This window comes from Telluria sp. LT2P34, assembly GCF_059685915.1.
This window is the reverse complement of sequence record NZ_JCASIN010000003.1, coordinates 87,124-108,151: the sequence shown is the minus strand read 5'-3', so window position 1 is coordinate 108,151 and position 21,028 is coordinate 87,124. Positions and strand designations below refer to the sequence as shown.

Sequence of the window (21,028 nt, the reverse complement as noted above, 5' to 3'; positions counted from 1 at the left end):
GATGGCCAGCGGACGGCCCGGTTCGGGATGGTCCGCAGTTGCGCAATTCAACACCGGGGAGAATGGATGGTTCCGAAACGATTGCTCTGCATTGCACCCGACAGCACCGGCGCCGTCGACCTGCTCCGCCAGGACATGCCGGGATGGCAGATCCACACCGTCAACGGTTTCGACGAGGCGCGCCAGGCCTTGCGCCAGGAAACGTGGCTGGTCGGCTTGCTGATGCACGTGATCGGATCGCGCCCCCATGGCGAGGTCGACCGTTTCCTGCGCCAGCACAGCGACGTCCAGTGGATTGGCGTGTTCGGCCGCGAGGCGCTCGCTGCGCCAGGCTGCCGCGAACTGGTCGGCGACTACCTCCACGATTACCACACGCTGCCGCTCGATACCCGGCGCCTCGTTCACATGCTCGGCCACGTGCATGGCCATGCCCAGCTGCGGCGCCCCCGGGCGCGCCCAGCCGCGGCGCCCTCGGCACTGATCGGCAGTTGCGAAGCCATGGTGCGCCTGCGTGGCCAGGTCGATCGGGTCGCGAAGGTCGACGCTCCGGTGCTGATCTGGGGCGAAAGCGGCAGCGGCAAGGAATTGACGGCGCAGGCGATCCACCGCCAGTCGCTGCGCGCGCTCGGGCCCATGGTGCCGATCAATTGCGGCGCGATCTCCCCCAACCTGATCCATTCCGAGCTCTTCGGCTACGAACGCGGCGCGTTCACCGGCGCCGCGCGCGACAAGGTCGGGCTGATCGAGTCAGCCAATGGCGGCACCCTCTTCCTCGACGAAATCGGCGACTTGCCGAAAGACCTGCAGGCAAACCTGCTGCGCTTTTTGCAGGACAAGACCATCATCCGGCTCGGCTCGACGCGGCCGATTCCGGTCGATGTGCGCGTGATTTCGGCCTCGCACGTGAACCTGCAGCAGGCTGTCGCGCGCGGCGATTTCCGCGAAGACCTGTATTACCGGCTGTCGGTATTGCCGGTCACCGTGCCTGCGCTGCGCGAGCGCCGCGACGACCTGGTCGAGCTGGCCGAACACTTTTTCCAGTTGTACTCGGCCGACAAGTCGCCGCGCCTGAAAGGTTTCAGCAGCCGCGCGCTGGCGTCGATCGCCGCGCACCCCTGGCCGGGCAATGTGCGTGAACTGATCAACCGGGTGCGGCGCGCGCTCGTGATGGCGGACGGCAAATGGATCGAACCTGACGACCTCGACCTTGTCATGCCTTCGCCCCCGATCGAGGCGGCGCTCGACGATGCGCGTTGCAATTCGGAACGGCTTGCAATCCGCACCTGCCTCGACCGCAGCGGCCAGAACGTCAGCCGCGCCGCGCGCGACCTCGGCGTGTCGCGCACCACGATGTACCGCCTGCTGGCCAAGCACGGCATGCGCTCCTGATTCTTCCGTACCAGCCTCTTCCTTCCCAGCTCAGCCACAACCTGCCCGACGCCCCCGTGCTTGCCTTGAATCGGCAATGACGACGGCGCCATGCGGGCTGCCGCCCGTCGATACAGGCGAACAAGCTGCCTGGACGGCGTGGTGCCGGACACAGTGTCCATGGCGAACTCAGCCAAAAGGGACACAAGTGTGCCGGTTGCGGTACAGCACGCGATAGTTTATTTCTTAATAACATTGGCAACGCGCAATTTCATCATATTTACACCAAGTTTTGTGACGATTTATCAATGGTTTAACCCATCTTTATCGAAACTGGCATTGATCTTGCGTAAAGGACTTCAGCTGGTACGACCGCCAGTTTGACCTTAGCCACTTTACCCCAGGGGAAATTTTGATGAACAAGACCATGCTCGTTACCGCCCTGTCGCTTGCTTTCGGCCTGAACGCCCAGGCTCAAACGACGGACCCGACCACCGACTCCTCGACCACCGTGACCCAGCGGGGATCGGGAGCCAATGCCAATGGCGGCAACGCCAGCATGGATGACAATTCGACCGTCACGCGCACCGTCAACCGTACCGATACACGTACCGACACCCGCACCGACGACAACTCGAATCGCAACAACGATTCGAGCACCCGTTCGAACATGAACAACGATTCCTCGACCCGCGACAACTCGAATCAGAACAACGATTCGTCGACCCGCGACAACTCGAACCAGAACAACGATTCCTCGACCCGCACCACCACGACGAACCGCACCGTCGACAATTCCGACAACAGCACCCGTGAGAACATGAACAACCGGGACAGCTCGGGCCAGAACAACAGCAGCGGCGGCGCCCGCGCCAGCGCTGCCGGCGCCATCGCCGCGAACAACGGCGGCACCGCCACCTCGAATTTCTCGAATTCGTTCAACACCTCGAGCGCCACGGCCACCAGCGCCCTCGACGGTACGGTCACGGGCAATAACATCACCAACATCGGCAACGTCGCCACCAACACCGGCAATGCCAACAGCGGCGCGGCCAGCGGTGGCCGCGGCGCCGATGGCATGGGCGGCTCGGCACGTGGCGACGGCGGCGCCGGCGCAGCAGGCCGCGGCGGCCAGGCAGCAACCGGCTCGGCCGGCGGCCGTGCCAGCAGCGGCAGCGCCAGCACCGGCGACGCGATGGCCGGCACGGCAAGCGCGGGTTCCGGCGGCGCGGGCGGCCTCGCTTCGAACGCATCGAGCGGTTCCGGTGCTTCGGGCGGCGCAGGCGGCGACGGCGGCCGGGGTGGCTCGAGCGGTAACGCCGGCGGCGGCGTCGGCGGCGAAGGCGGCATGAGCGGCGCCGGCACCGGCGGCATGGCTGGCGCAGCCCATGGCAACTCCGGCGGCAACGGCGGTAATTCGGGCCGTGTGGCGGCGGGCAATGGCGGCATGGGCGGCTCGACCGGCATGGCGTCGGGCGGGGCAGGCGGCGACGGCGCAGCCGGTGCAGCAGGCGGCATGGGCGGCGCAGGCGCATCCGGCGGCCGTGGCGCGGCAGGCGGCATGGTGTCGGTGGGCGATGCTTCGGCACGCGGCGACTCGGCCGGCGCCGGCGCTACCGGCAGCGGCAACATGGCCAGCAGCGGCGCAGGCGGCGCGGGCACCTCGGATACGGGCGGCGGCACCAGTGGCGCCGCTGACTCCGGCACCGCCAGCAGCACCGGCGGCACCGTGACCGGCGCCTCGAACACCGCTTCGGCAGGCACCGGCACCGGCGGCGCCGGCGGTTCGGGCGCAGCTGGCGGCGCGGGTGGCGCAGGCGCTGCCGGTGGCAGCGGCGGCACCGCAGGTTCGGGTGCGATGGCAACGAACACCTCGGGTTCGGGCGCGGCGGGCGGCACCGCCACCGGCGGTAGCGGCGGCGCAGGCGCGGCCCTGTCGAGCACTGGCGGCGCCTCCGGCGCCGGCACCAGCGGTGCAGGCGGCGCCGGCGGTTCGGCCACGGCCGGCACCAGCACCGGCGGCGCCGGCGCAGCGGCAGGCACGGGCGGCGCAGGCGGCTCGACCGGCCTGGCATCGAACACCGGCGGCGCGGGTTCGTCCGGCGGCGCAGCGACCTCGGGCAGCGCTACCAACGGTTCCACCACTTCGGGTGCGGCCACTGCCGGTGACGGCGGCGCAGGCGGCGCGGGCGGCACGGGTACCGGCGGCATGGGCGGCGCGAGCGGCGCCAACACCGCAGGCACCGGCACCGGCGGCGCAGGCGGCTCGGCAACGAGCGGCGCGGGCGGCACCAACACCGTCAGCGCAGGCGCCTTCGACATGTCGAACGCCATGACCAGCGTCGGCCAGTCCGCTGCCGGCGTGATGGTGATCAGCCAGAACAACGGCTTCTCGTCCCTGATCCAGCAGAGCGTCAACGTCCAGAGCAACCTGGCTGTCGGCCCGTAATTCTCTGATGGCGAGCAAGACCTAGAGCAGCACAATCCCGAAGACGGCCACGCCCTCCGGCGCGGCTGTCTTCGGATTCAGGGAGACAAAATGAACAAGATGTTTGTATTTGCACTGGCGGCCAGCCTGGGCGTACCGGCCGCGGCGATCGAACCGGCCGGACCCGCCCTGCTGGGCGCGCACGAGCTGACCGGCGTGCCGGCAGCGGGCGCCATCGGGGTATTGTCCGCGCCGGCGTCCAGGGAGAACGCCAATGTCCTGTCCATCGGCGGCCAGACCGTCGAGGCAGTCGACCTCGGAAAACTGGATGGCGAACGAGGACGCGCCGACACGGTGTTCAACGATACCAGGCTCAACGGCGATGTCGCCAACAACAGCGCGGTCAACGTCAACACCGGATCAAACACCATCGACGCCGGTTCGTTTGCGAACATGTCGGGCATTCCCGTGGTAATCCAGAACAGCGGCGCCAACGTACTGATCCAGAACGCCACCGTCATCAACCTGCAGTTCCAATGAGCTTGCGTACGCTTGTTTTTTTCGCGGCCCTCGTGCTCGGACCCGGCGCCGCCCCTTCCGCCAGCGCCGCCGAGCTGTCGCTGCCGAGCGGGATGCGCGTCGGCATGCCCGTCAAGAGCATGAAAGACCTGCGCTTCCAGGCGACGCTGCGCCAGCAGTACGACTTCAGCTGCGGCTCGGCCGCGCTGGCCACGCTGCTGACCCACCATTACGCCACGCCGACCAGCGAACAGGAGGCTTTCCAGCACATGTTCACGGGCGGCGACCAGCAAAAGATCCGCCGCGAAGGCTTTTCGCTGCTCGACATGCAGCGCTTCCTGAAGAGCCGCGGCTTTACCGCCAACGGCTTCCAGCTGCCGCTCGACAAACTGATCGAAGCGAAACTGCCGGCCATCGTCCTCATTTCCGACAACGGCTACCAGCACTTCGTCGTCATCAAGGGCTTCGACGAAGGCCGCATCCTGCTCGGCGACCCGTCGCGCGGCACCCGCGTGATGGCGCGCGAACGTTTCGAATCGATCTGGGCCAACCGGATCCTGTTCGTGGTGCACGAAGGACCGATCAAACCGGGCTTCAACCAGGCGGCGGATTGGCGCAATGCGCCGCGCGCCCCGCTCGGCGAGGGCGCCAGCCGCGCCTTCGAGTCCACCTACGGGTTGCCGAAGTTCGGCCCCGGCGATTTTTAAGTTTGCGAGGACCATCATCATGCGGCTCCACCTTGTCATGCCCTTCCTGCTGCTGCTGCCGCTCACGGCCCTGGCAGCGGACGCGGTCCCCGCCGGAGCGCCGGCCCCCGGAGCGCCAGCCGGCCTGTTCACCGCCGCCAATGCCGTCGCCGAGGCCAGCCTGGACGAAGCGCGCGGCGGCTTCATCACGCCCGGCGGACTGGTTGTCACCCTGGGGCTGGAGCGGCTGGTGACGATCAACGGGAATGTCGTGGAACGTACCGAAATGCAGCTGGGCGACATCGGCAAACTGGCCAGCGGCCAGGGCAGCATCTCCAGCGAGGCCCTCGGCCAGCTGCGCCTGATCCAGAATGGCGACGTGCGCTCCGTGACGCAGGACGCGTCCGGCCTGCTGGGCGGGACGCTGATCCAGAACACCCTGAACGACCAGCTGATACAGAACCGGACCGCCATCAACGCCACCGTAAATACCGCCGGAGTGTTACGTGCGCTCAATTTCGGCACAAGCCTGAATAATGTTTTGACAACAGCCGTCGCACCCCGCTGACGGCGCCCTTCAGGGAGTCATTTATGCAGAACAAACCGGCGCTATGTATCGGCGCCATGGCCGTCAGCGCGGCGCTGTGCGCCTTCCCGGCGCAGGCGCAATCGGTCGAGGAACTGGTCGAACAGGTCAAGGCGATGCGCCAGCAACTCGAGTCGCAACGTGCACGTATCGACGAACTCGAACGCGACGCGCGCACGGCCCGCCGTAGCGAAGCACAGGCAGCGCCAGCTGCACCGGCGCCGCTGCTTGCAGGAAGCACCGCGCCGATTCTCTCGCAGGAAGCGCTGGCCGCGGCCCGTGGCACCGGTGGGGCGCCGCAGGCAACCCCGGCCACGGCGGCCCTGGCGGCGCCGACGCCCCCGGCTGCGCCCGCCGGCGCGCCAGCCAACGCGCCGAGGCCCGCCAGCGGCGCCGCCGCCGTCGGCCGCGCCCCCAGCGGCGATGGCCGCGCGCGCGAAGTCGCCCCGATCTTCGAGCAGCCCGGCGTACTGACGCAGCGCGGCAAATACATCTTCGAGCCGGCCATCCAGTACGGCTACTCGTCGAGCAACCGCGTGGCCCTGGTCGGCTACACGGTAATCCCGGCCCTGCTGATCGGCCTGATCGACGTGCGCGAGGTCAAGCGCAACACGACCACCGCCACCGCGACCCTGCGCACCGGCCTCACCAACCGTATCGAAGTCGAAGCCAAGCTGCCTTACGTTTACCGCAGCGACGCCACCGTCAGCCGCGAAGTGTTCACCGGGACCGCCGTCGAACGCGCCTTCGAGACCAGCGGCAAGGCGCTCGGCGACGTCGAACTGGCGGCACGCTACCAGCTCAACAATGGCGGCGTCGACATGCCCTATTTCATCGGCGGCCTGCGCTTCAAGTCGCGCACCGGCAAGGACCCGTTCGAAGTCACGACCGACTGCCAGCGGCGCTGCATCGGCGAAAACATCACCGGCACCGGCTTGCCGCTCGAATTGCCGACCGGTTCCGGCTTTTATTCGATTCAGCCGAGCCTGACCTGGTTGTTCCCCTCGGATCCGGCCGTGTTCTTCGGCAGCTTCAGCTACCTGCACAACTTCAAGCGCGAGGTCTCGCGCACGGTGCTTGGCGGCGAGCAGGAATCGCTCGGCGAAATCGCGCCGGGCGGCGTGTTCGGCTTCAACTTCGGCATGGGCCTGGCGCTTAACGACAAGGCGTCGTTCAGCGTCGGCTACGACCACAACTCGGTGGCGCGCACCAAGCAGTCCGGACGCACGGTGCCGGGCTCGGTACGCACCCAGCTCGGCACGCTGCTGATCGGCTACTCCTACCGGCTGAGCGAGAAGAAGACGCTCAGCGTCGCCGTCGGCGCCGGCCTGACGCGCGATACGCCGGACGTCAGCCTGATGCTGCGGGTACCGATGTCCTACTGACGTCACGCCGCGGCCCGGTCCGGGCCGCGGCGATGCGGCCGGCCCGCTGCGGCCGCCTTCTCTTTCCCCTATCAATGAGCATCCCTTCCTCGACATGTCGGGCAGCTGCGTCCGATCGCCGCGTGCCGGCCGGGCAGCAGGCGTCGTTTGCGTGAGATCAGGCGTCGCCGGGGAACTGTTCAGTTTCCTGCGACTCTGACTTGACAGGCTGATCAAGTTTCGCGCCTCCCCCTCGCCGATTGCAGTGCGCGCACCGTGCATGCCCGACATGAGGATCACTTATGGAAACGCCTGAGCTCGTCACAAAGCTGGTGGAACATGCCCGCGTCGCGGCGCAACTCGTGCGCCTGCCGGTAGCACGCCTGCGTTTCGACCAGAGCCTGCACCCGGACGAGATCCGGCGTGCCCATGCCAACTTCACGCGGCGTCACCCGCGCCTGAAAATTTTCCGCAACAAGACGATGGGCATTGCCTTGATCGACCTGAGGGCATTTGCCGGCCAGGCGAGCCGTTACCTGGACACCGTGCGCCGCAAGGATTATGCGGGGCATAAAAGCAGGAAGGCGCAGGCGCGCGGCTACCGCTTGCGCCCGATCGACCGCAACGCGCATATCGACGAGATCCATGCCATCCACACCTCGTGCGACGAGCGCCAGGGACGGCCGATGGACAGCGCTTATCTCGTCAAGAAAACGCGCTACGACAATCCGGTCCACGGTGCGTGTTACGGCGTCTTCGATGCGCAAGGACGCCTGAGCGCGTATTGCAGCACGCTTCGCTACGGTAATTTTGTATCGACCGATCAGTTGATGGGCTACAAGAACAGCGACGGCATCATGTACCTGCTGTTATCGACCATCGTCTGCCGCCTGATCGAAGAAGGCGAGGTCGATTACTTCATGTACGACACTTTCCTCGGCGCGCAGCCCGGCCTGCGCGAATTCAAGCGCAGGATCGGGTTTCGTCCCTATCGGGGGCGTTATGAGCTGGTGTGATTTCGCGCTGGGCAAAGCCACCTTGTTCATGGTTGAAGACAAGCCCTGCTACGTGTACGGAACCGAGCGGCTGCACGGCAGGGTTAAAACTTTGATCGACGATCAATGTAGCAATTCGTCGCAGGAACTTTCCGTAATTATCATTAACGCATCCGCTTTCGGCTAGCTTTTAGTTGCCTATACGCAATATCGAAGTCTGTTCCCTCGCTTAGTGTTAGTTATTCGCACATCAGTGCCTGATAATTAATCTCGGGAACTCTATGAAATTATCATTTCCTTTCGCCAGCTTGTTCAGGCGAATCGTGACAGTGCTGGAAGCTTGCATCGTCGTCGCGGTAGGACTAGCCAAGCCGGCGCAATCACTTGGTGTACAGAATGACGGCGTCCTGGGATGGTCATTTTTTGGAAATGGCAACCGCACTTATGCAGCCAATCCGGTAGAAGCATGCACTCAAATTGCCAAGAATCATATGGGTACGCCACTGGTCGACATACGTCCTGTAGGGGTCCCTGGATTAATGTATGAATGCAAGTACTCTCATTTCTTGAATGCTGGAGATGTTCGTTGGTATGGTACTACCGTCTTTATCTGCAAGCCGGGATATGTTTCCAGATCGCCAGGTGTGTGTATCCGATGGGACCACATATCAGAGGAGCCGCCAGCTCCTTTGAGTTGCACTCCCGGCACACCAGGGTTCGCCGTCGGTAACCCTGTTGTCGTGTCAACTGGCGCCAAGGTTCAAACTGATATTGATTTCAAAGGTACATCAGCGGGAGCGTTACACATTAACCGGACGTACCGTACGCTGCGTACAGGAGGCGCAAGACATTCGAGCGGCCTAGGCTGGTCATTCCCGTTTGACCGTTATCTCACGATCACCGCTAAATTAAGTGCTGCAAACGGCGGTACGCCGTTAATGATCGAAGGCACCCTAGGGGATGGTTCGTTTTTCGAGTTCCTGCCTGGCGTGGGGAATACATTCCAGTCGCGCCACGACAAGACAGCAACGCTGGTTTCGGTGAACCCAGCCCATGACGAGTGGCTGCTAACAAAAGATGGCAGGACCGACAGGTTTGTGCAGATGAAAAACAGCGACGGGAGCAAGATATCGTATCTATTGACTATTTCCCAATTGTCAAACGGCGTCACCGAGCGTTACGAATACGACCCCGCTACCCTTCAACTTAGGACCATCTCGGACGCGTACGGTCGGAAGCTCGAGCTCAGCTGGGGAGAAGGAAATGTTGTCACTTCCATTACCTCGGCAAACAGTACGGTTCGCTACAAATACGATTCGCCAGCCCAGGCAAATTTTCCTTCGCTCGCTGGATTTCAACGCTTGATCGCCGTTGAGCATTTCGACCAGTCCGGCGTTCGCCTTAGCACTCGAGAGTATCACTATGAAACGACCTCAAACCCCTATTTGCTAACCGGTATCACCGACGAAAATGGCAACCGCTTTGCCAACTATGCATATGACGGGAATGGCCGCGCTACACTATCGGAACATGCGCTCGGCGCAAATCGTTATAATTTCTCTTATCCAGACGCACAAACACGCGTTATTACCGATCCATTAGGTACGGAACGCAAGATAGGTTTGATGACCATGGGCTCATTTAATCTGGCCACCAGCCAGAGTCAGCCAGCCGGATCAGGCTGCAGTGCAGGGGTGCGAACCTTGGCCCCAGATGCGCTTGGCCAAATAAAGAGCCAGATTGACTTCAACGGCAACAAGACCTGCTATCTTAATGAAAAACCCCGGGGGCTCGAAACGAACCGAATTAGCGGTTACACAGCTGCTGACGCGTGTCCAATCAGTGCAGGTCTAGCGCTGACAAAACCGAGCCTTCGGCGTACATCTACCCGGTGGCACCCAGACTTCAGCATGCACGCCGCTGTAGCGGAACCTAATCTGATTACCACCTACACGTACAATGGCCAGCTAGATTCAGACGGCCGCATCGCCGACTGTGCAGCCGGCGCACAGCTGCTGGGCGGCAAACCTTTGCCTTTACTATGCGCTACCACGGCACAAGGGACTTCAGACGTAAATGGCGAACGCGGCTTTGGAGGGACGCCGGTCGGACAGCCTCGCGTTACTCGTTATACATACGATGCTCAGGGCAAGCTACTGTCAGAAACGGGGCCTGCCGATGCGCAAGGCCAATCGAGCAAAAAGGTGCTCACCTATTACTCTGACACCACCGAAACCCATGCCGCTGGCGATCTTGCCACCGTCACCGGCAGCGGCACTGGGACAGTTGAATACCGCGAATACAACGTCGATGGACTAGCGACCCGTATCCTCAATACAAACGGACAGACCGTCATCCGGCACTTTGACACGCGTCAGCGCCTGCTTAGCACCACTACCAGTGACGCTGCCGGAGCTGCTGAGTCCTACGATTTCGAATACGACGGAGTTGGAAACTTGGTCCGCGCAACCGGGCCTGATGACGTTAGCATGCGCTGGACATATGACGCAGCGCACCGCCTGACTGACGTAAGCGACGATGTGGGCAACACCATACATTACGATCTCGATGGACTCGGAAACATTACGAAGGAAATTGGCCGAGACGCTGGCGGCAATTTGGCGTGGCAGGTGACACGTTCTTTTGACGCCCTAGGGCGCATACAGAGTGAACAGGCTCATCCGCATGACTCCGGTGCAACAATCCAGTACGACAAAAATGGCAATCTTACGGCGCGAACCGACCGCCTCGGACGACTGACCACGCGGAGCTACGATTTCCTCGACCGCCTGGTACGCGAACTGTCACCTGCGGCAGCGCCGAACGATAAGCCTCATATCGTCGATTATGGTTACAACCATCAGGACTTGCTGACAAGCGTGACGGACCCGCGCTCCCTCACTACCCGCTACAAGCATGACGCCTTTGGCCAGAAGATAGAGACAGTTAGTCCGGACACGGGTACCACTTCGATCACTTTTGACAACGTGGGCAATGTTGAGGCGGTTCGCGATGCACGCAGTGTCGCCACCACTTTCGACTACGATACCTCAGGACGGATGACACGACACGGCACGACGCGTTTCGAGTACGGCCCTCCCGGCACTGGCGCAGCAGGCCAATTAACTTCAATAGACGATAACTCAGGTCGAACCGTCTTCACGTATGACGGATTCGGACGCCTGCTGTCAAGGACGCAAGACGTCGGTTCAGGCCAGGGCGCACACGCACTCCGCGTCACTTACGCCTACGGCAATAGCGGCAACGAAACGGGCCATCTGACGTCTATCACCTATCCGAGCGGGAACATCATCAAGCTCGCGTACGGCCTTGGTGGGAAAGTCCAGAGCCTCAGCTTGGTAGCCGTGAATTCGTCTTCGGCAGTCCCACTTCTGTTCGATATCAAGTACCGGCCCTTCGGTCCAGTTGCAAGCTGGGTATGGGGTAATAGCACAGCCGCCATCCAACGCACCTATCAGCGCCAGTATGACCTGCAGCGCCGCTTGGTCAGCTACCCGCTTGGTCAATCCGACAATGCCGGCGTCATTCGCACGTTGCACTATGATGCCGAGGGCCGTATTACCGCAGCTACCCACAGCGGCGGTCCGGCAGCCTACGTAAGTGACCAGCGGTACTATTACGATGACGTTGACCGCCTTACGCATGTCAACGCCGCTGGGATGAATCAGTCATTTAGCTATGACAGGAACAGCAACCGCACCTGGGCCCGGTTCAGCACGGCGGCCCATGCATACGTTGTCAGCAGCACAAGTAACAGGCTCAACGCGGCAAGCGGACCCACGCCGGCTAAGACTTATTTGTATGACGCGGCCGGTAATATTACGAGCGACGGCACGGCTGTCTATAACTACGGCGCAAGTGGGCGACTCGACAGCGCACGTGTAGATGGTGTCACGACCATATATCGATATAACGGCTTGGGCGAACGTGTTTCCAAGGCGAATCCAACTGGAAGTGCAGTCTATTATATGTATGACGAGCGAGGACAGCTGTTAGGTGAATACAACGGAAGTGGCACTGCAATTCAGGAAACAGTGTATCTCGACAATTTGCCAGTTGCGATACTCACGCCTCCGACAGCATTAGAGGCACATTCTAGCATCCACCATATATATTCCGACCATTTAAATACTCCCCGTGTCATTACGCGTGCCGCCGACCACAAGATCGTCTGGCGTTGGGATCGTGCAGATCCGTTTGGCCTATATCAACCAGAAACGCCTGTGCTTCCCTTAGAAAAATTTACGTACAACCCGCGCTTTCCTGGGCAAATTTATGACGCAGAGACAGGGCTTCATTACAACTATTTCAGGGATTACGATCCCCGAAGCGGCAGATACATACAGTCCGACCCGACCGGCCTCCTTGGTGGAATCAATACATATAGTTATGTGGAAGCCAATCCCTTGTCCTTTAGTGATCCCCTTGGCTTGGTAAAAATTCCGTTCTATATCCCTAACGCGACGGTTGTGAGCGCTGCGAGGGAACATGCGAAGGAATTCGGATTCGACTTAAGTAAATGTAGCGATTCTCAGATCATCGATTTTGTAAAGTATTTGCCTCAAGCAAAAGCAGACGAGTTCCAGCGCTCATACGACAGCCGCCCTGGCGTCGGAACAAAAATGACGCCAAGTCTACGCGAGCACAATTACCGAGAAATCGCTAAAGAGAAGGCGATTATTCGTGATCAACTAAAGGCATGGAGTAAGGGCGGAAAATCATGCTGCGCTATAAACTAAGGGAAAGAGATGGACTTACTGACCAGAGTTAATATTTGGGTACCTTGGTGGATATGTACGATTTTGGCATTCTGTTCGGTTATTGCTGCTTATTTTTTGTATATACGAGCGCGACGAAAAACACTGGGTAGCTCCAAAACAAAAGCGCCTTATCGAACGGCCCTTCTTTTTGCTTTGTTAGCCATGGGTCTGATATATGTATCCTTTGACTCATTCGCCTTCGTGCGTTTTGCTTCAGCTCTTTCGGAACGAAAAGCCCCATAGGTCGCTTGCTCCAATTTACGTGTCGTTCCACGCAATAGGCGAGCGCGATCAATTGTTCAACCCAGATTTAGGCTCGCCTTTTGGTAGCCCGTTATGAATCACCTGCTGGTTCGCCTGCGCATGCTCCTGACTTAGCGACCAACATCCATCATCACTACCTCAAATTTTATGATCCTAACCGGGCGATATATAGCCTAATCCAATTTTTGGCTAACTAGCGAGATCAATACTTACAGCGGTGCGTGCACAATCCCGTACTCATACATGCATTAAATAGCAAACGGCGCGCGTTAGAGCGTTTGATGCAAGCAGAAATTTGGGTAACCGACGTGCGAAAAAAAACGCCCTGCAGCAATGCAGGGCGTTTCGTTGTCTGGAGGCGAGGACGGGAGTCGAACCCATCTGGACGGCTTTGCAGGCCGCTGCATAACCACTTTGCTACCTCGCCAGAAACAATTTTATGATGCTGGTGCCGGCGAACCATGTCTCACGTCAATAGAAGAAGCAATGTCCTGCGCGAAGTACACGATGAGTGCAGAAATGCAAAATCGCCGGCAAGCGGCGATTTTGTCGAAGCATTCTGGAGGCGAGGACGGGAGTCGAACCCGTCTAGACGGCTTTGCAGGCCGCTGCATAACCGCTTTGCTACCTCGCCATGGGGTAAGGTACTGCTGCTGCGCTGGCGGGTTATATGCCAACTCAACATGAGAAAATGTCTTCTCTGAATTCTGGAGCGGGAGAAGAGTCTCGAACTCTCGACCTCAACCTTGGCAAGGTTGCGCTCTACCAACTGAGCTACTCCCGCTGGGGAGTCCTGCTATCGACACGCCTTACTGGAGCGGGAGAAGAGGCTCGAACTCTCGACCTCAACCTTGGCAAGGTTGCGCTCTACCAACTGAGCTACTCCCGCACGGAGTGTTGTACGACTATTTTTACTACTGCCCCAGATAACTGGAGCGGGAGAAGAGGCTCGAACTCTCGACCTCAACCTTGGCAAGGTTGCGCTCTACCAACTGAGCTACTCCCGCCTACTGGAGACAAAGGATTATCGCAGAAATTGTGTCAATTTCCAAGCTAACCCGGTACTGCCGACTTCACTGCAAACACTGGAGCGGGAGAAGAGGCTCGAACTCTCGACCTCAACCTTGGCAAGGTTGCGCTCTACCAACTGAGCTACTCCCGCTTCGTCTTCGCTTGCCGCGATCTCGTCACAACAGGCAAGCATTATAGATGATCTGATCCGTACGTCAAGGATGACAGAGCATTAATTTTCCAGGCTGCCGCTCTTTTCCTTGATCAAAGGCCAGGCCCGGCGCAGGTAGTAGAACATCGACCACACCGTCAGCACGCCCGCGATCCACAGGAACACGACGCCCCAGTAATGCATGTCCAGGCCGAACAGGCGATCATGGAACAGCAGCATCGGCAGCGCGGCCATCTGCGCGACCGTCTTGACCTTGCCCAGCGAATTGACCGCCACCGACTTGCGCGCGCCGAGTTCGGCCATCCATTCGCGCAGGGCCGAGATGGTGATTTCGCGGCCGATGATGATGAAGGCGATGATCGCGTTCACCCGGTCGAGCTGGATCAGCACCAGCAAGGCGCCGGCCACCATCAGCTTGTCGGCCACCGGATCGAGGAAGGCGCCGAAGGCCGAGGTTTCGTTCCAGCGCCGCGCGAGGAAGCCGTCGAACCAGTCGGTGATGGCGGCGACGATGAAGACCAGGGTCGCCGCGAGGTTGCGGTCGGCTACCGGAAGCCAGTGCGTGGGGAGATAGTAAACGCCGACAACGAGGGGGATCAGTGCTACGCGTAACCAGGTCAGGAGAATCGGGATGTTAAAAGGCATAAGGTCTTGAACTGGTTTACCGTTGAGAAATGCGTGCGCCGCTAGTCTACATGGGTATTGCTTTATAAACCAGTTGAGCTAGTGCAGCTGCCGGTAAATCTCTTCCGCCAGCGCCGTCGAGATGCCCTCGACCTGGCACAGGTCCTCGACACTGGCGTCGACCACGCCGCGCAGGCCGCCGAAGCGCGCCAGCAGACGCTGGCGGCGCTTGGCGCCGATGCCTTCGATTTCCTCGAGGCGCGAAGCCTGGCGCGTCTTGGCGCGCTTGGCGCGCATGCCGGTGATGGCGAAGCGGTGCGCTTCGTCGCGGATCAGGGCGACGAGCATCAGGGCGGCCGATTCCTTGCCGAGTTCCTGGGGGGCGCGGCCATCGGCGAAGATCAAGGTCTCGAGGCCGACCCGGCGCGCCTCCCCTTTCGCGACGCCGACGATGAGGCCGATGTCCAGGCCGAGTTCGGCCAGCACCTGGCGCGCCATCTCGACCTGGCCCTTGCCGCCGTCGACCAGCACGACGTCGGGCATGACGCCGTCGCCGCTTGCCACCTTTTCGTAGCGACGCATCAGCACCTGGCGCATGGCCGCGTAATCGTCGCCGGGCGTGATGTCGTTGATGTTGTAGCGCCGGTATTCCGCATTCTGCATGGCGTGGTGATGGAACACGACGCAGGATGCCTGGGTCGCCTCGCCCGCCGTGTGGCTGATGTCGAAACACTCGATGCGCAGGGTGTCGAGGTCGCTCGCGTCCAGCGACAGGGCCTCGGCCAGCGCATGCGTGCGCGACTGCTGCGACCCTTGTTCGGACAACAGCCGCGCCAGCGAGATCTCCGCCCCCTTTTGCGCAAGCTCGAGCCACTGGCGGCGCTGGCCCTGGGGCTGGAAGATCAGATTGATCCGGTGCCCGCACTGCTCGGCGAGCGCCACCATCAGTTCCGGCTGGTCGAATTCGATGTTCAGAATCAGCGTGCCCGGAATAAATTTATCCGTGTAATGCTGGACCAGGAACGCGGCCAGCACTTCGCATTCGATCGAGGCCTCGGCAATCGCTTCGGCAACCTGGGTCGGAAAGTAGGCCCGGTCGCCCAGGTGGCGCCCGCCGCGCACCATGGCCAGGTTGACGCAGGCACGCCCGCCCTGCACCACCACGGCGATCACGTCGACGTCGGCGTCGCCGGTCGTTTCCATGCTCTGCTGGTGCAGCACGCGCGAGAGCGACTGGATCTGGTTGCGCACGCCGGCGGCCTGCTCGAACATCAGCTTTTCGGCAAAACCGTGCATCTTTTGCTGCAGGTCTTCCATGACCTCGGTCTGGCGCCCGCGCAGGAACTTGGCGGCGTTTTCGACGTCTACCTTGTACTCATCCTTGGCGATCAGCTTGACGCAGGGCGCGCTGCAGCGGCCGATCTGGTGCAGCAGGCAGGGCCGCGTGCGGTTGGCAAAGACGCTGTCCTCGCAGGTGCGCAGGTTGAACACCTTTTGCAGGATCTGCATCGATTCCTTCACCGCCCAGGCGCTCGGGAAAGGACCGAAATACTGGTTCTTCTTGTCGAGCCCGCCGCGGTAATAGGCCATGCGCGGGAAATCCCCGCCCGTGATTTTCAGGTAGGGGTAAGACTTATCGTCGCGAAACAGGATGTTGTAACGGGGCTTGAGCGCCTTGATCAGGTTGTTTTCCAGGATCAGGGCTTCGGCCTCGCTGTGCGTCACCGAGGTTTCCAGGCGCGCGATCTGGCCCACCATCATCGCGATGCGTGGGCTGGACAGGTTTTTCTGGAAATAGCTCGAGACGCGCTTCTTCAGGTTGCGCGCCTTGCCGACGTAGAGCACGTTGTGGTTGGCGTCGAAATAGCGGTACACGCCGGGCAGGTCCGGCAGTTTCGCAACGATCGCCAGCACCTGTTCGCGCGCCGAGCTGCCGGGCTGGACCGGGTCGGCGCTGTCGGCCCTGAGGGTCGTGGTGAGTTCTTCCTTCACGACCTGCCAGGTGTCGGGACGGGCGCGCGGTTCCACCGCTGGCTTGGTCTTCGGCGGCCTGGTGCGCGCCGGCTTGTCCTCGCTGCGATGCGGAGCGGGCATGGCCGATCCGCCCGCCGCCACATAGGCCACGGGCGCTTCCGCCACTTGCTGGGCGACGTCCTTGCTGGGCGCCGGGTTCTCCGGCAGCTCGGGGGATGGCACTTGCTGGGTCACTGGTCTGTCACTTGCCTGGTGTTTGCTTAGGATGTCGTTTCGTCGCGGGTGACGATGACGAAGGCGACTCCGTAGTCGGCCTCGTCGCTGATCGTCACTTGTGCGCTCAGTTTATTTTGCCGCATGAATTCTTCCAGCGCCCCGCTGCACACGATGACCGGCTTGCCGCTCGGCGCGTTGAGCATTTGCGCCGAGCGCCAGGTCATCGGCATGCGCATGCCCAGGCCAATGGCCTTGGAAAAAGCTTCCTTGGCCGAAAAGCGGGTGGCGAGGAAGCGCAGGCCGCGCACCTCGCTGCGCTCGCGCCGGGCCCGGAATTTGTCGAGTTCCTCGGGGCCCAGAATTTTCTCGGCAAAGCGCTCGTTGCGCGCCAGCGCCGCCTCGACCCGCGAGATCTGGACGATGTCGGTGCCGATGCCGTAGATCACTGCGCCCCCAGCGACACGCCCAGGCGTGCGGCCACCATGATGGCCTTCATCTCGCGCACCGCGTTTTCCCAGCCGGCGAACAGGGCGTGGGCGACGATCGCGTGGCCGATGTTGAGTTCGGCGATGTCGCGGATCGCGGCGACCGGCTGCACGTTGGTGTAGTGCAGGCCGTGGCCCGCGTTCACGACCAGGCCATGGCGCTTGCCCGCCGCCACGCCGGCCTTGATGCGCTCGAGTTCATGCAGCGCCGCCGATCCTTCGGCTTCGGCATAGCGCCCGGTATGCAGCTCGATCACGGTGGCGCCGGTGCGCGCGGCCGCTTCGATCTGGGCCGCATCGGCGTCGATGAACAGCGACACGCGGATGCCCTCGCCTTTCAGCTGTTTTACTGCCGTTTCGACTTCGTGGAAATAGCGGATCACATCCAGCCCGCCTTCGGTGGTGACTTCCTCGCGCCGCTCGGGCACCAGGCAGACGTCCTGCGGGCGCACCTGGCAGGCGAAGTCGATCATTTCCTGGGTCACCGCCGCTTCCAGGTTCATGCGCGTGGCCAGCTGCGGGCGCATCGCGACGACGTCGGCATCGCGGATATGGCGCCGGTCTTCGCGCAGGTGCAGGGTGATCAGGTCGGCGCCGGCCTGCTCGGCCAGCAGCGCCGCGCGCAAGGGGTCCGGGTAGGCGGTGCCGCGCGCATTGCGCACAGTGGCGATGTGGTCGATGTTGACGCCCAGGTCGATGACCGGGCCGGCGGGTTGCAGGAAGCTCATGTTTTATTAGAAGGTTTATAACTGCATCAAATCGATCAGAATCTGCCGCGTGTTGAGCGGCGTGCCGCCCAGGTGGTGCGCCAGCAGGAAACGCATCAGCTGCTTGCTCTGGCTCTGCGTGGCCGGGTCGCCATACTCCTCGCTTTCCATGTCGAGCAGGGTTTTCCCGGACACCACCGGCCAGACATCGGAGTCGCGCGCTTCACGGGCGCCGCGCTCGGGGTCGACGACGTAGTCGCTGGCGGCAAGCACCGCCTCGCGCGTGGTCGTGCAACGGCCGAGGTCGGCGGCGACCCCTGTTTCCTTAAGTAAGGCCCGTTCGAATTTTCGCAAGGCGATTTGTGCCGGTTCACCATGCGCCAGCTCATTGAGCGTGGACACGTAATGGTCGAACAAGGCGCGGTGCGGGTCGTCGCGCGCGAGCAGCTTGACCAGCAATTCGTTCAGGTAGAAGCCGCATAACAGTGCGGTGCGCTCGAGCGGCAGCATGCCGCCGACCCATTCGGCGTCGATCAGCGTGCGCAGTTCGGACTTGCCGCTCCACGACACCGACAGCGGCTGGAAGGTCTGCAGCACCCCGCGCAGCTTCGACAATGGCCGTTTCGCGCCCTTGGCCACCACCGCGATGCGGCCATGGTCGCGGGTGAACAAGTCGACGATGAGGCTGGTTTCCTTGTAGGGATAGCTGTGCAGCACGAACGACGGCTGGCCATTGATGCGAATCTGGCTCACCGGCCCACGCTGGCGCCGCACCGGGGCCGGCGGGCCGCCAGGAACGACGAGCTTGCCCGCTGGCTGCACCTCTGGCTGCACCTCTGGCTGCACCTTTGGGGCGTCTGGCTTGTCGGTATCGGCGTCGAGGCTCGTCATGCGGCTGATGCCCGGTGCTTACTCGTAACCGTAGGCACGCAGGCCTGCTTCGTTGTCGGCCCAGCCGGACTTGACCTTGACCCAGATCTCCAGGTACACGGGGCCGTCGAACAGCCTTTCCATGTCCAGGCGCGACTGGGTCGAGATTTCCTTCAGGCGGGCGCCCTTGTTACCGATAATCATCGATTTATGCGTATCGCGCTCGACCAGGATGGCAGCAAAAATGCGGCGCAGATTACCCTCCTGGAGGAACTGCTCGATGATCACGGTGCTGGTGTAAGGCAGTTCATCCCCCAGCAGGCGGAACACCTTCTCGCGCACGATTTCGGCGGCGAGGAATTTTTCGCTGCGGTCGGTGATGTCGTCCGGGCCGAACACGGGCGGATTTTCCGGCAGGTGGTTGCGGATCTCGCGCTCGAGCGAATCGACCTGGAAACGCATCTTGGCCGAGACCGGCACGATGGCGGTGAAGTCGCACAGGGCCGCCACTTTCTGGGCAAACGGCATCAGCGTCGCCTTGTCCTTCATGCGGTCCGACTTGTTAATCACGAGCAGCACCGGCACGTTCTTCGGCAGCATGTCGAGCACTTGCTGGTCGGCCGGGCCGAAGTTGCCGGCCTCGATGACGAACAGCACCAGGTCGGAGGCCGTGAGCGTGTTCGAGACAGTCTTGTTCAGGGTTTTGTTCAGTGCATTCGAATGACGCGTCTGAAAGCCCGGCGTATCGACATAGATAAACTGGGCATCGTCGACGGTCTGGATGCCGGTGATGCGGTGGCGCGTGGTCTGCGCCTTGCGCGAGGTAATCGACACCTTGGCGCCGATCAGCTGGTTCATCAGGGTCGACTTGCCGACATTCGGGCGGCCGACGATGGCGATATAGCCGCAACGAAAGCCCTCGACCGAGGTGCCGCCGCTGGCATCCTTGCGGTCGGCGAAAAAGGAATTGATGTCGACCGCCGGGAGTTCTCTTTCCCCATGGTCAGGCATGTCGTTTGGAGCAGGCGTGTTCTCGGCAGGATTGTTTTCGGTATTCATAACGTCGTTCATGCGTGTTTGATGGGGGCGGAGGTAGCGGCAACGGCAGCGTCAGGTCTTGCATCAGATGCATCGTCCTTCTCGTCGCCCTGGATGGTGGCAATGCCGGCCAGCTTGAGCTGGGCGGCACGCGGCTTGGCCTTGCGGCTGGCGGCCGGGGTCTTGCGCAGCGCCAGTTCGGCCGTCTCGAGGGCAAGGCGGGCCGCGGCCTGCTCGCCGGCGCGGCGGCTGCCGCCTCGGCCGAAGACCTGGATGCCCAGCTTCGGGACCAGGCATTCGATCTCGAATTCCTGGTTGTGGGCGGCGCCGTGGGTAGCGATCACGTTATAGGTCGGCAGCGCGATGCGGCGGCTTTGCAGGAACTCCTGAAGCAGCGTCTTGGCATCCTTGCCGAGCGTGCGCGGATCGACCGTGTCGAGCAGCGGAATATAAAAGGCGCGGATGGTGTCGCGCGCGGCCTCGAAGCCGGCGTCGAGAAAAATCGCGCCGAGCAGGGCTTCGAGGGTATCGGCCAGGATCGACGGACGGCGAAAGCCCCCTGACTTGAGTTCGCCCTCGCCCAGGCGCAGGAACTGCGACAGTTCCAGTTTCTGCGCGATCTCGAACAGCGACTGCTGCTTGACCAGGTTGGCGCGCAGGCGCGACAGGTCGCCTTCGTCGAGGTGGGTGAAGCGCTCGTAGAGGATCGAGGCGACGACGCAGTTGAGGATGGAATCGCCGAGGAATTCGAGGCGTTCATTATGCAAGGCGCTATGGCTGCGGTGCGTCAGCGCCTGCTGCAACAGGGCGGCACTGCGGAACGTATAACCTAGGCGCGTTTGCAATAGCTGAAGATTCATCATGGGTTCATTCTAGTACGAACGCCGCGGTCGGCGGCGCCTGTCCGGTGGACTGCGCGGGCTGGGCCGCGCTGGTGGCG

General features: G+C 61.9%; 15 protein-coding genes and 6 tRNA genes. 8 read left to right on the top strand and 13 right to left on the bottom strand.

The window, feature by feature from the left end; all coding sequences use genetic code 11:
• Positions 1-66: 66 nt before the first annotated feature.
• From AC56KZ_RS11135 to AC56KZ_RS11100, 8 genes are all read left to right on the top strand, one after another.
• On the top strand, positions 67-1,389 hold the full coding sequence (locus AC56KZ_RS11135) for a sigma-54 dependent transcriptional regulator (RefSeq protein ID WP_497162227.1): 1,323 nt from the start codon (positions 67-69) through the stop codon (positions 1,387-1,389).
• 394 nt (positions 1,390-1,783) lie between these two features.
• A complete protein-coding gene (locus AC56KZ_RS11130) occupies positions 1,784-3,817 on the top strand; it encodes a hypothetical protein (RefSeq protein ID WP_497162226.1) in 2,034 nt (677 codons plus the stop codon).
• Between the two features lie 90 nt (positions 3,818-3,907).
• Positions 3,908-4,336, top strand: a complete 429-nt coding sequence (locus tag AC56KZ_RS11125; protein ID WP_497162225.1) for a hypothetical protein — start codon at positions 3,908-3,910, stop codon at positions 4,334-4,336.
• Positions 4,333-5,022, top strand: a complete 690-nt coding sequence (locus tag AC56KZ_RS11120; protein ID WP_497162224.1) for a C39 family peptidase — start codon at positions 4,333-4,335, stop codon at positions 5,020-5,022. Before AC56KZ_RS11125 ends, AC56KZ_RS11120 begins: the two co-directional genes overlap by 4 nt.
• Positions 5,023-5,041: 19 nt before the next feature.
• On the top strand, positions 5,042-5,569 hold the full coding sequence (locus AC56KZ_RS11115) for a hypothetical protein (RefSeq protein WP_497162223.1): 528 nt from the start codon (positions 5,042-5,044) through the stop codon (positions 5,567-5,569).
• A gap of 23 nt (positions 5,570-5,592) precedes the next feature.
• The gene (locus tag AC56KZ_RS11110) at positions 5,593-6,972 is read left to right on the top strand and encodes an acetate kinase (protein WP_497162222.1); all 1,380 of its coding nucleotides are present in this window, start codon (positions 5,593-5,595) and stop codon (positions 6,970-6,972) included.
• Positions 6,973-7,253: 281 nt separating this feature from the next.
• Positions 7,254-7,967, top strand: coding sequence for a hypothetical protein (locus AC56KZ_RS11105; RefSeq protein WP_497162221.1), 714 nt, complete (start codon positions 7,254-7,256; stop codon positions 7,965-7,967).
• Between the two features lie 260 nt (positions 7,968-8,227).
• Positions 8,228-12,706, top strand: coding sequence for an RHS repeat-associated core domain-containing protein (locus AC56KZ_RS11100; protein WP_497162220.1), 4,479 nt, complete (start codon positions 8,228-8,230; stop codon positions 12,704-12,706).
• A 638-nt stretch (positions 12,707-13,344) separates the two neighbouring features.
• Here AC56KZ_RS11100 and AC56KZ_RS11095 read toward each other — a convergent pair.
• From AC56KZ_RS11095 to rnc, 13 genes are all read right to left on the bottom strand, one after another.
• Positions 13,345-13,418 (bottom strand) — tRNA-Cys (locus AC56KZ_RS11095).
• Positions 13,419-13,551: 133 nt separating this feature from the next.
• Positions 13,552-13,625, bottom strand: a tRNA-Cys gene (locus AC56KZ_RS11090).
• A 74-nt stretch (positions 13,626-13,699) separates the two neighbouring features.
• A tRNA-Gly gene (locus AC56KZ_RS11085) sits at positions 13,700-13,775 on the bottom strand.
• Positions 13,776-13,804: 29 nt separating this feature from the next.
• Positions 13,805-13,880, bottom strand: a tRNA-Gly gene (locus tag AC56KZ_RS11080).
• 42 nt (positions 13,881-13,922) lie between these two features.
• Positions 13,923-13,998: transfer RNA gene (locus AC56KZ_RS11075), tRNA-Gly, on the bottom strand.
• Between the two features lie 79 nt (positions 13,999-14,077).
• Positions 14,078-14,153 (bottom strand) — tRNA-Gly (locus AC56KZ_RS11070).
• An 81-nt stretch (positions 14,154-14,234) separates the two neighbouring features.
• Positions 14,235-14,819 (bottom strand): CDP-diacylglycerol--glycerol-3-phosphate 3-phosphatidyltransferase, encoded by a 585-nt coding sequence (gene pgsA / locus AC56KZ_RS11065; RefSeq protein WP_497162219.1) that lies wholly within the window; start codon positions 14,817-14,819, stop codon positions 14,235-14,237.
• Between the two features lie 78 nt (positions 14,820-14,897).
• Positions 14,898-16,712, bottom strand: coding sequence for an excinuclease ABC subunit UvrC (uvrC, locus tag AC56KZ_RS11060; RefSeq protein WP_497162496.1), 1,815 nt, complete (start codon positions 16,710-16,712; stop codon positions 14,898-14,900).
• A gap of 320 nt (positions 16,713-17,032) precedes the next feature.
• Complete coding sequence (gene acpS, locus AC56KZ_RS11055) at positions 17,033-17,434, bottom strand: holo-ACP synthase (protein WP_497162218.1); 402 nt, start codon at positions 17,432-17,434, stop codon at positions 17,033-17,035.
• On the bottom strand, positions 17,431-18,201 hold the full coding sequence (locus AC56KZ_RS11050) for a pyridoxine 5'-phosphate synthase (RefSeq protein WP_497162217.1): 771 nt from the start codon (positions 18,199-18,201) through the stop codon (positions 17,431-17,433). Before AC56KZ_RS11050 ends, acpS begins: the two co-directional genes overlap by 4 nt.
• Positions 18,202-18,216: 15 nt before the next feature.
• Positions 18,217-19,071 carry a DNA repair protein RecO gene (gene recO, locus AC56KZ_RS11045; RefSeq protein WP_497162216.1) on the bottom strand — a complete coding sequence of 285 codons (855 nt, stop codon included), beginning with the start codon at positions 19,069-19,071 and terminating at the stop codon, positions 18,217-18,219.
• 18 nt (positions 19,072-19,089) lie between these two features.
• Positions 19,090-20,121 (bottom strand): GTPase Era, encoded by a 1,032-nt coding sequence (gene era, locus AC56KZ_RS11040; protein WP_497162215.1) that lies wholly within the window; start codon positions 20,119-20,121, stop codon positions 19,090-19,092.
• Complete coding sequence (rnc, locus tag AC56KZ_RS11035) at positions 20,118-20,948, bottom strand: ribonuclease III (RefSeq protein WP_497162495.1); 831 nt, start codon at positions 20,946-20,948, stop codon at positions 20,118-20,120. Before rnc ends, era begins: the two co-directional genes overlap by 4 nt.
• Between the last annotated feature and the right edge of the window lie 80 nt (positions 20,949-21,028).

Coding starts and splice junctions, on each gene's coding strand:
- AC56KZ_RS11050 (WP_497162217.1), bottom strand. CDS start 18,201: ATGAGCTTCCTGCAACCCGCCGGCCCGGTCATCGACCTGGGCGTCAAC.
- AC56KZ_RS11105 (WP_497162221.1), top strand. CDS start 7,254: ATGGAAACGCCTGAGCTCGTCACAAAGCTGGTGGAACATGCCCGCGTC.
- rnc (WP_497162495.1), bottom strand. CDS start 20,948: ATGAATCTTCAGCTATTGCAAACGCGCCTAGGTTATACGTTCCGCAGT.
- pgsA (WP_497162219.1), bottom strand. CDS start 14,819: ATGCCTTTTAACATCCCGATTCTCCTGACCTGGTTACGCGTAGCACTG.
- AC56KZ_RS11120 (WP_497162224.1), top strand. CDS start 4,333: ATGAGCTTGCGTACGCTTGTTTTTTTCGCGGCCCTCGTGCTCGGACCC.
- recO (WP_497162216.1), bottom strand. CDS start 19,071: ATGACGAGCCTCGACGCCGATACCGACAAGCCAGACGCCCCAAAGGTG.
- AC56KZ_RS11135 (WP_497162227.1), top strand. CDS start 67: ATGGTTCCGAAACGATTGCTCTGCATTGCACCCGACAGCACCGGCGCC.
- AC56KZ_RS11115 (WP_497162223.1), top strand. CDS start 5,042: ATGCGGCTCCACCTTGTCATGCCCTTCCTGCTGCTGCTGCCGCTCACG.
- AC56KZ_RS11125 (WP_497162225.1), top strand. CDS start 3,908: ATGAACAAGATGTTTGTATTTGCACTGGCGGCCAGCCTGGGCGTACCG.
- AC56KZ_RS11100 (WP_497162220.1), top strand. CDS start 8,228: ATGAAATTATCATTTCCTTTCGCCAGCTTGTTCAGGCGAATCGTGACA.
- AC56KZ_RS11110 (WP_497162222.1), top strand. CDS start 5,593: ATGCAGAACAAACCGGCGCTATGTATCGGCGCCATGGCCGTCAGCGCG.
- era (WP_497162215.1), bottom strand. CDS start 20,121: ATGAACGACGTTATGAATACCGAAAACAATCCTGCCGAGAACACGCCT.
- AC56KZ_RS11130 (WP_497162226.1), top strand. CDS start 1,784: ATGAACAAGACCATGCTCGTTACCGCCCTGTCGCTTGCTTTCGGCCTG.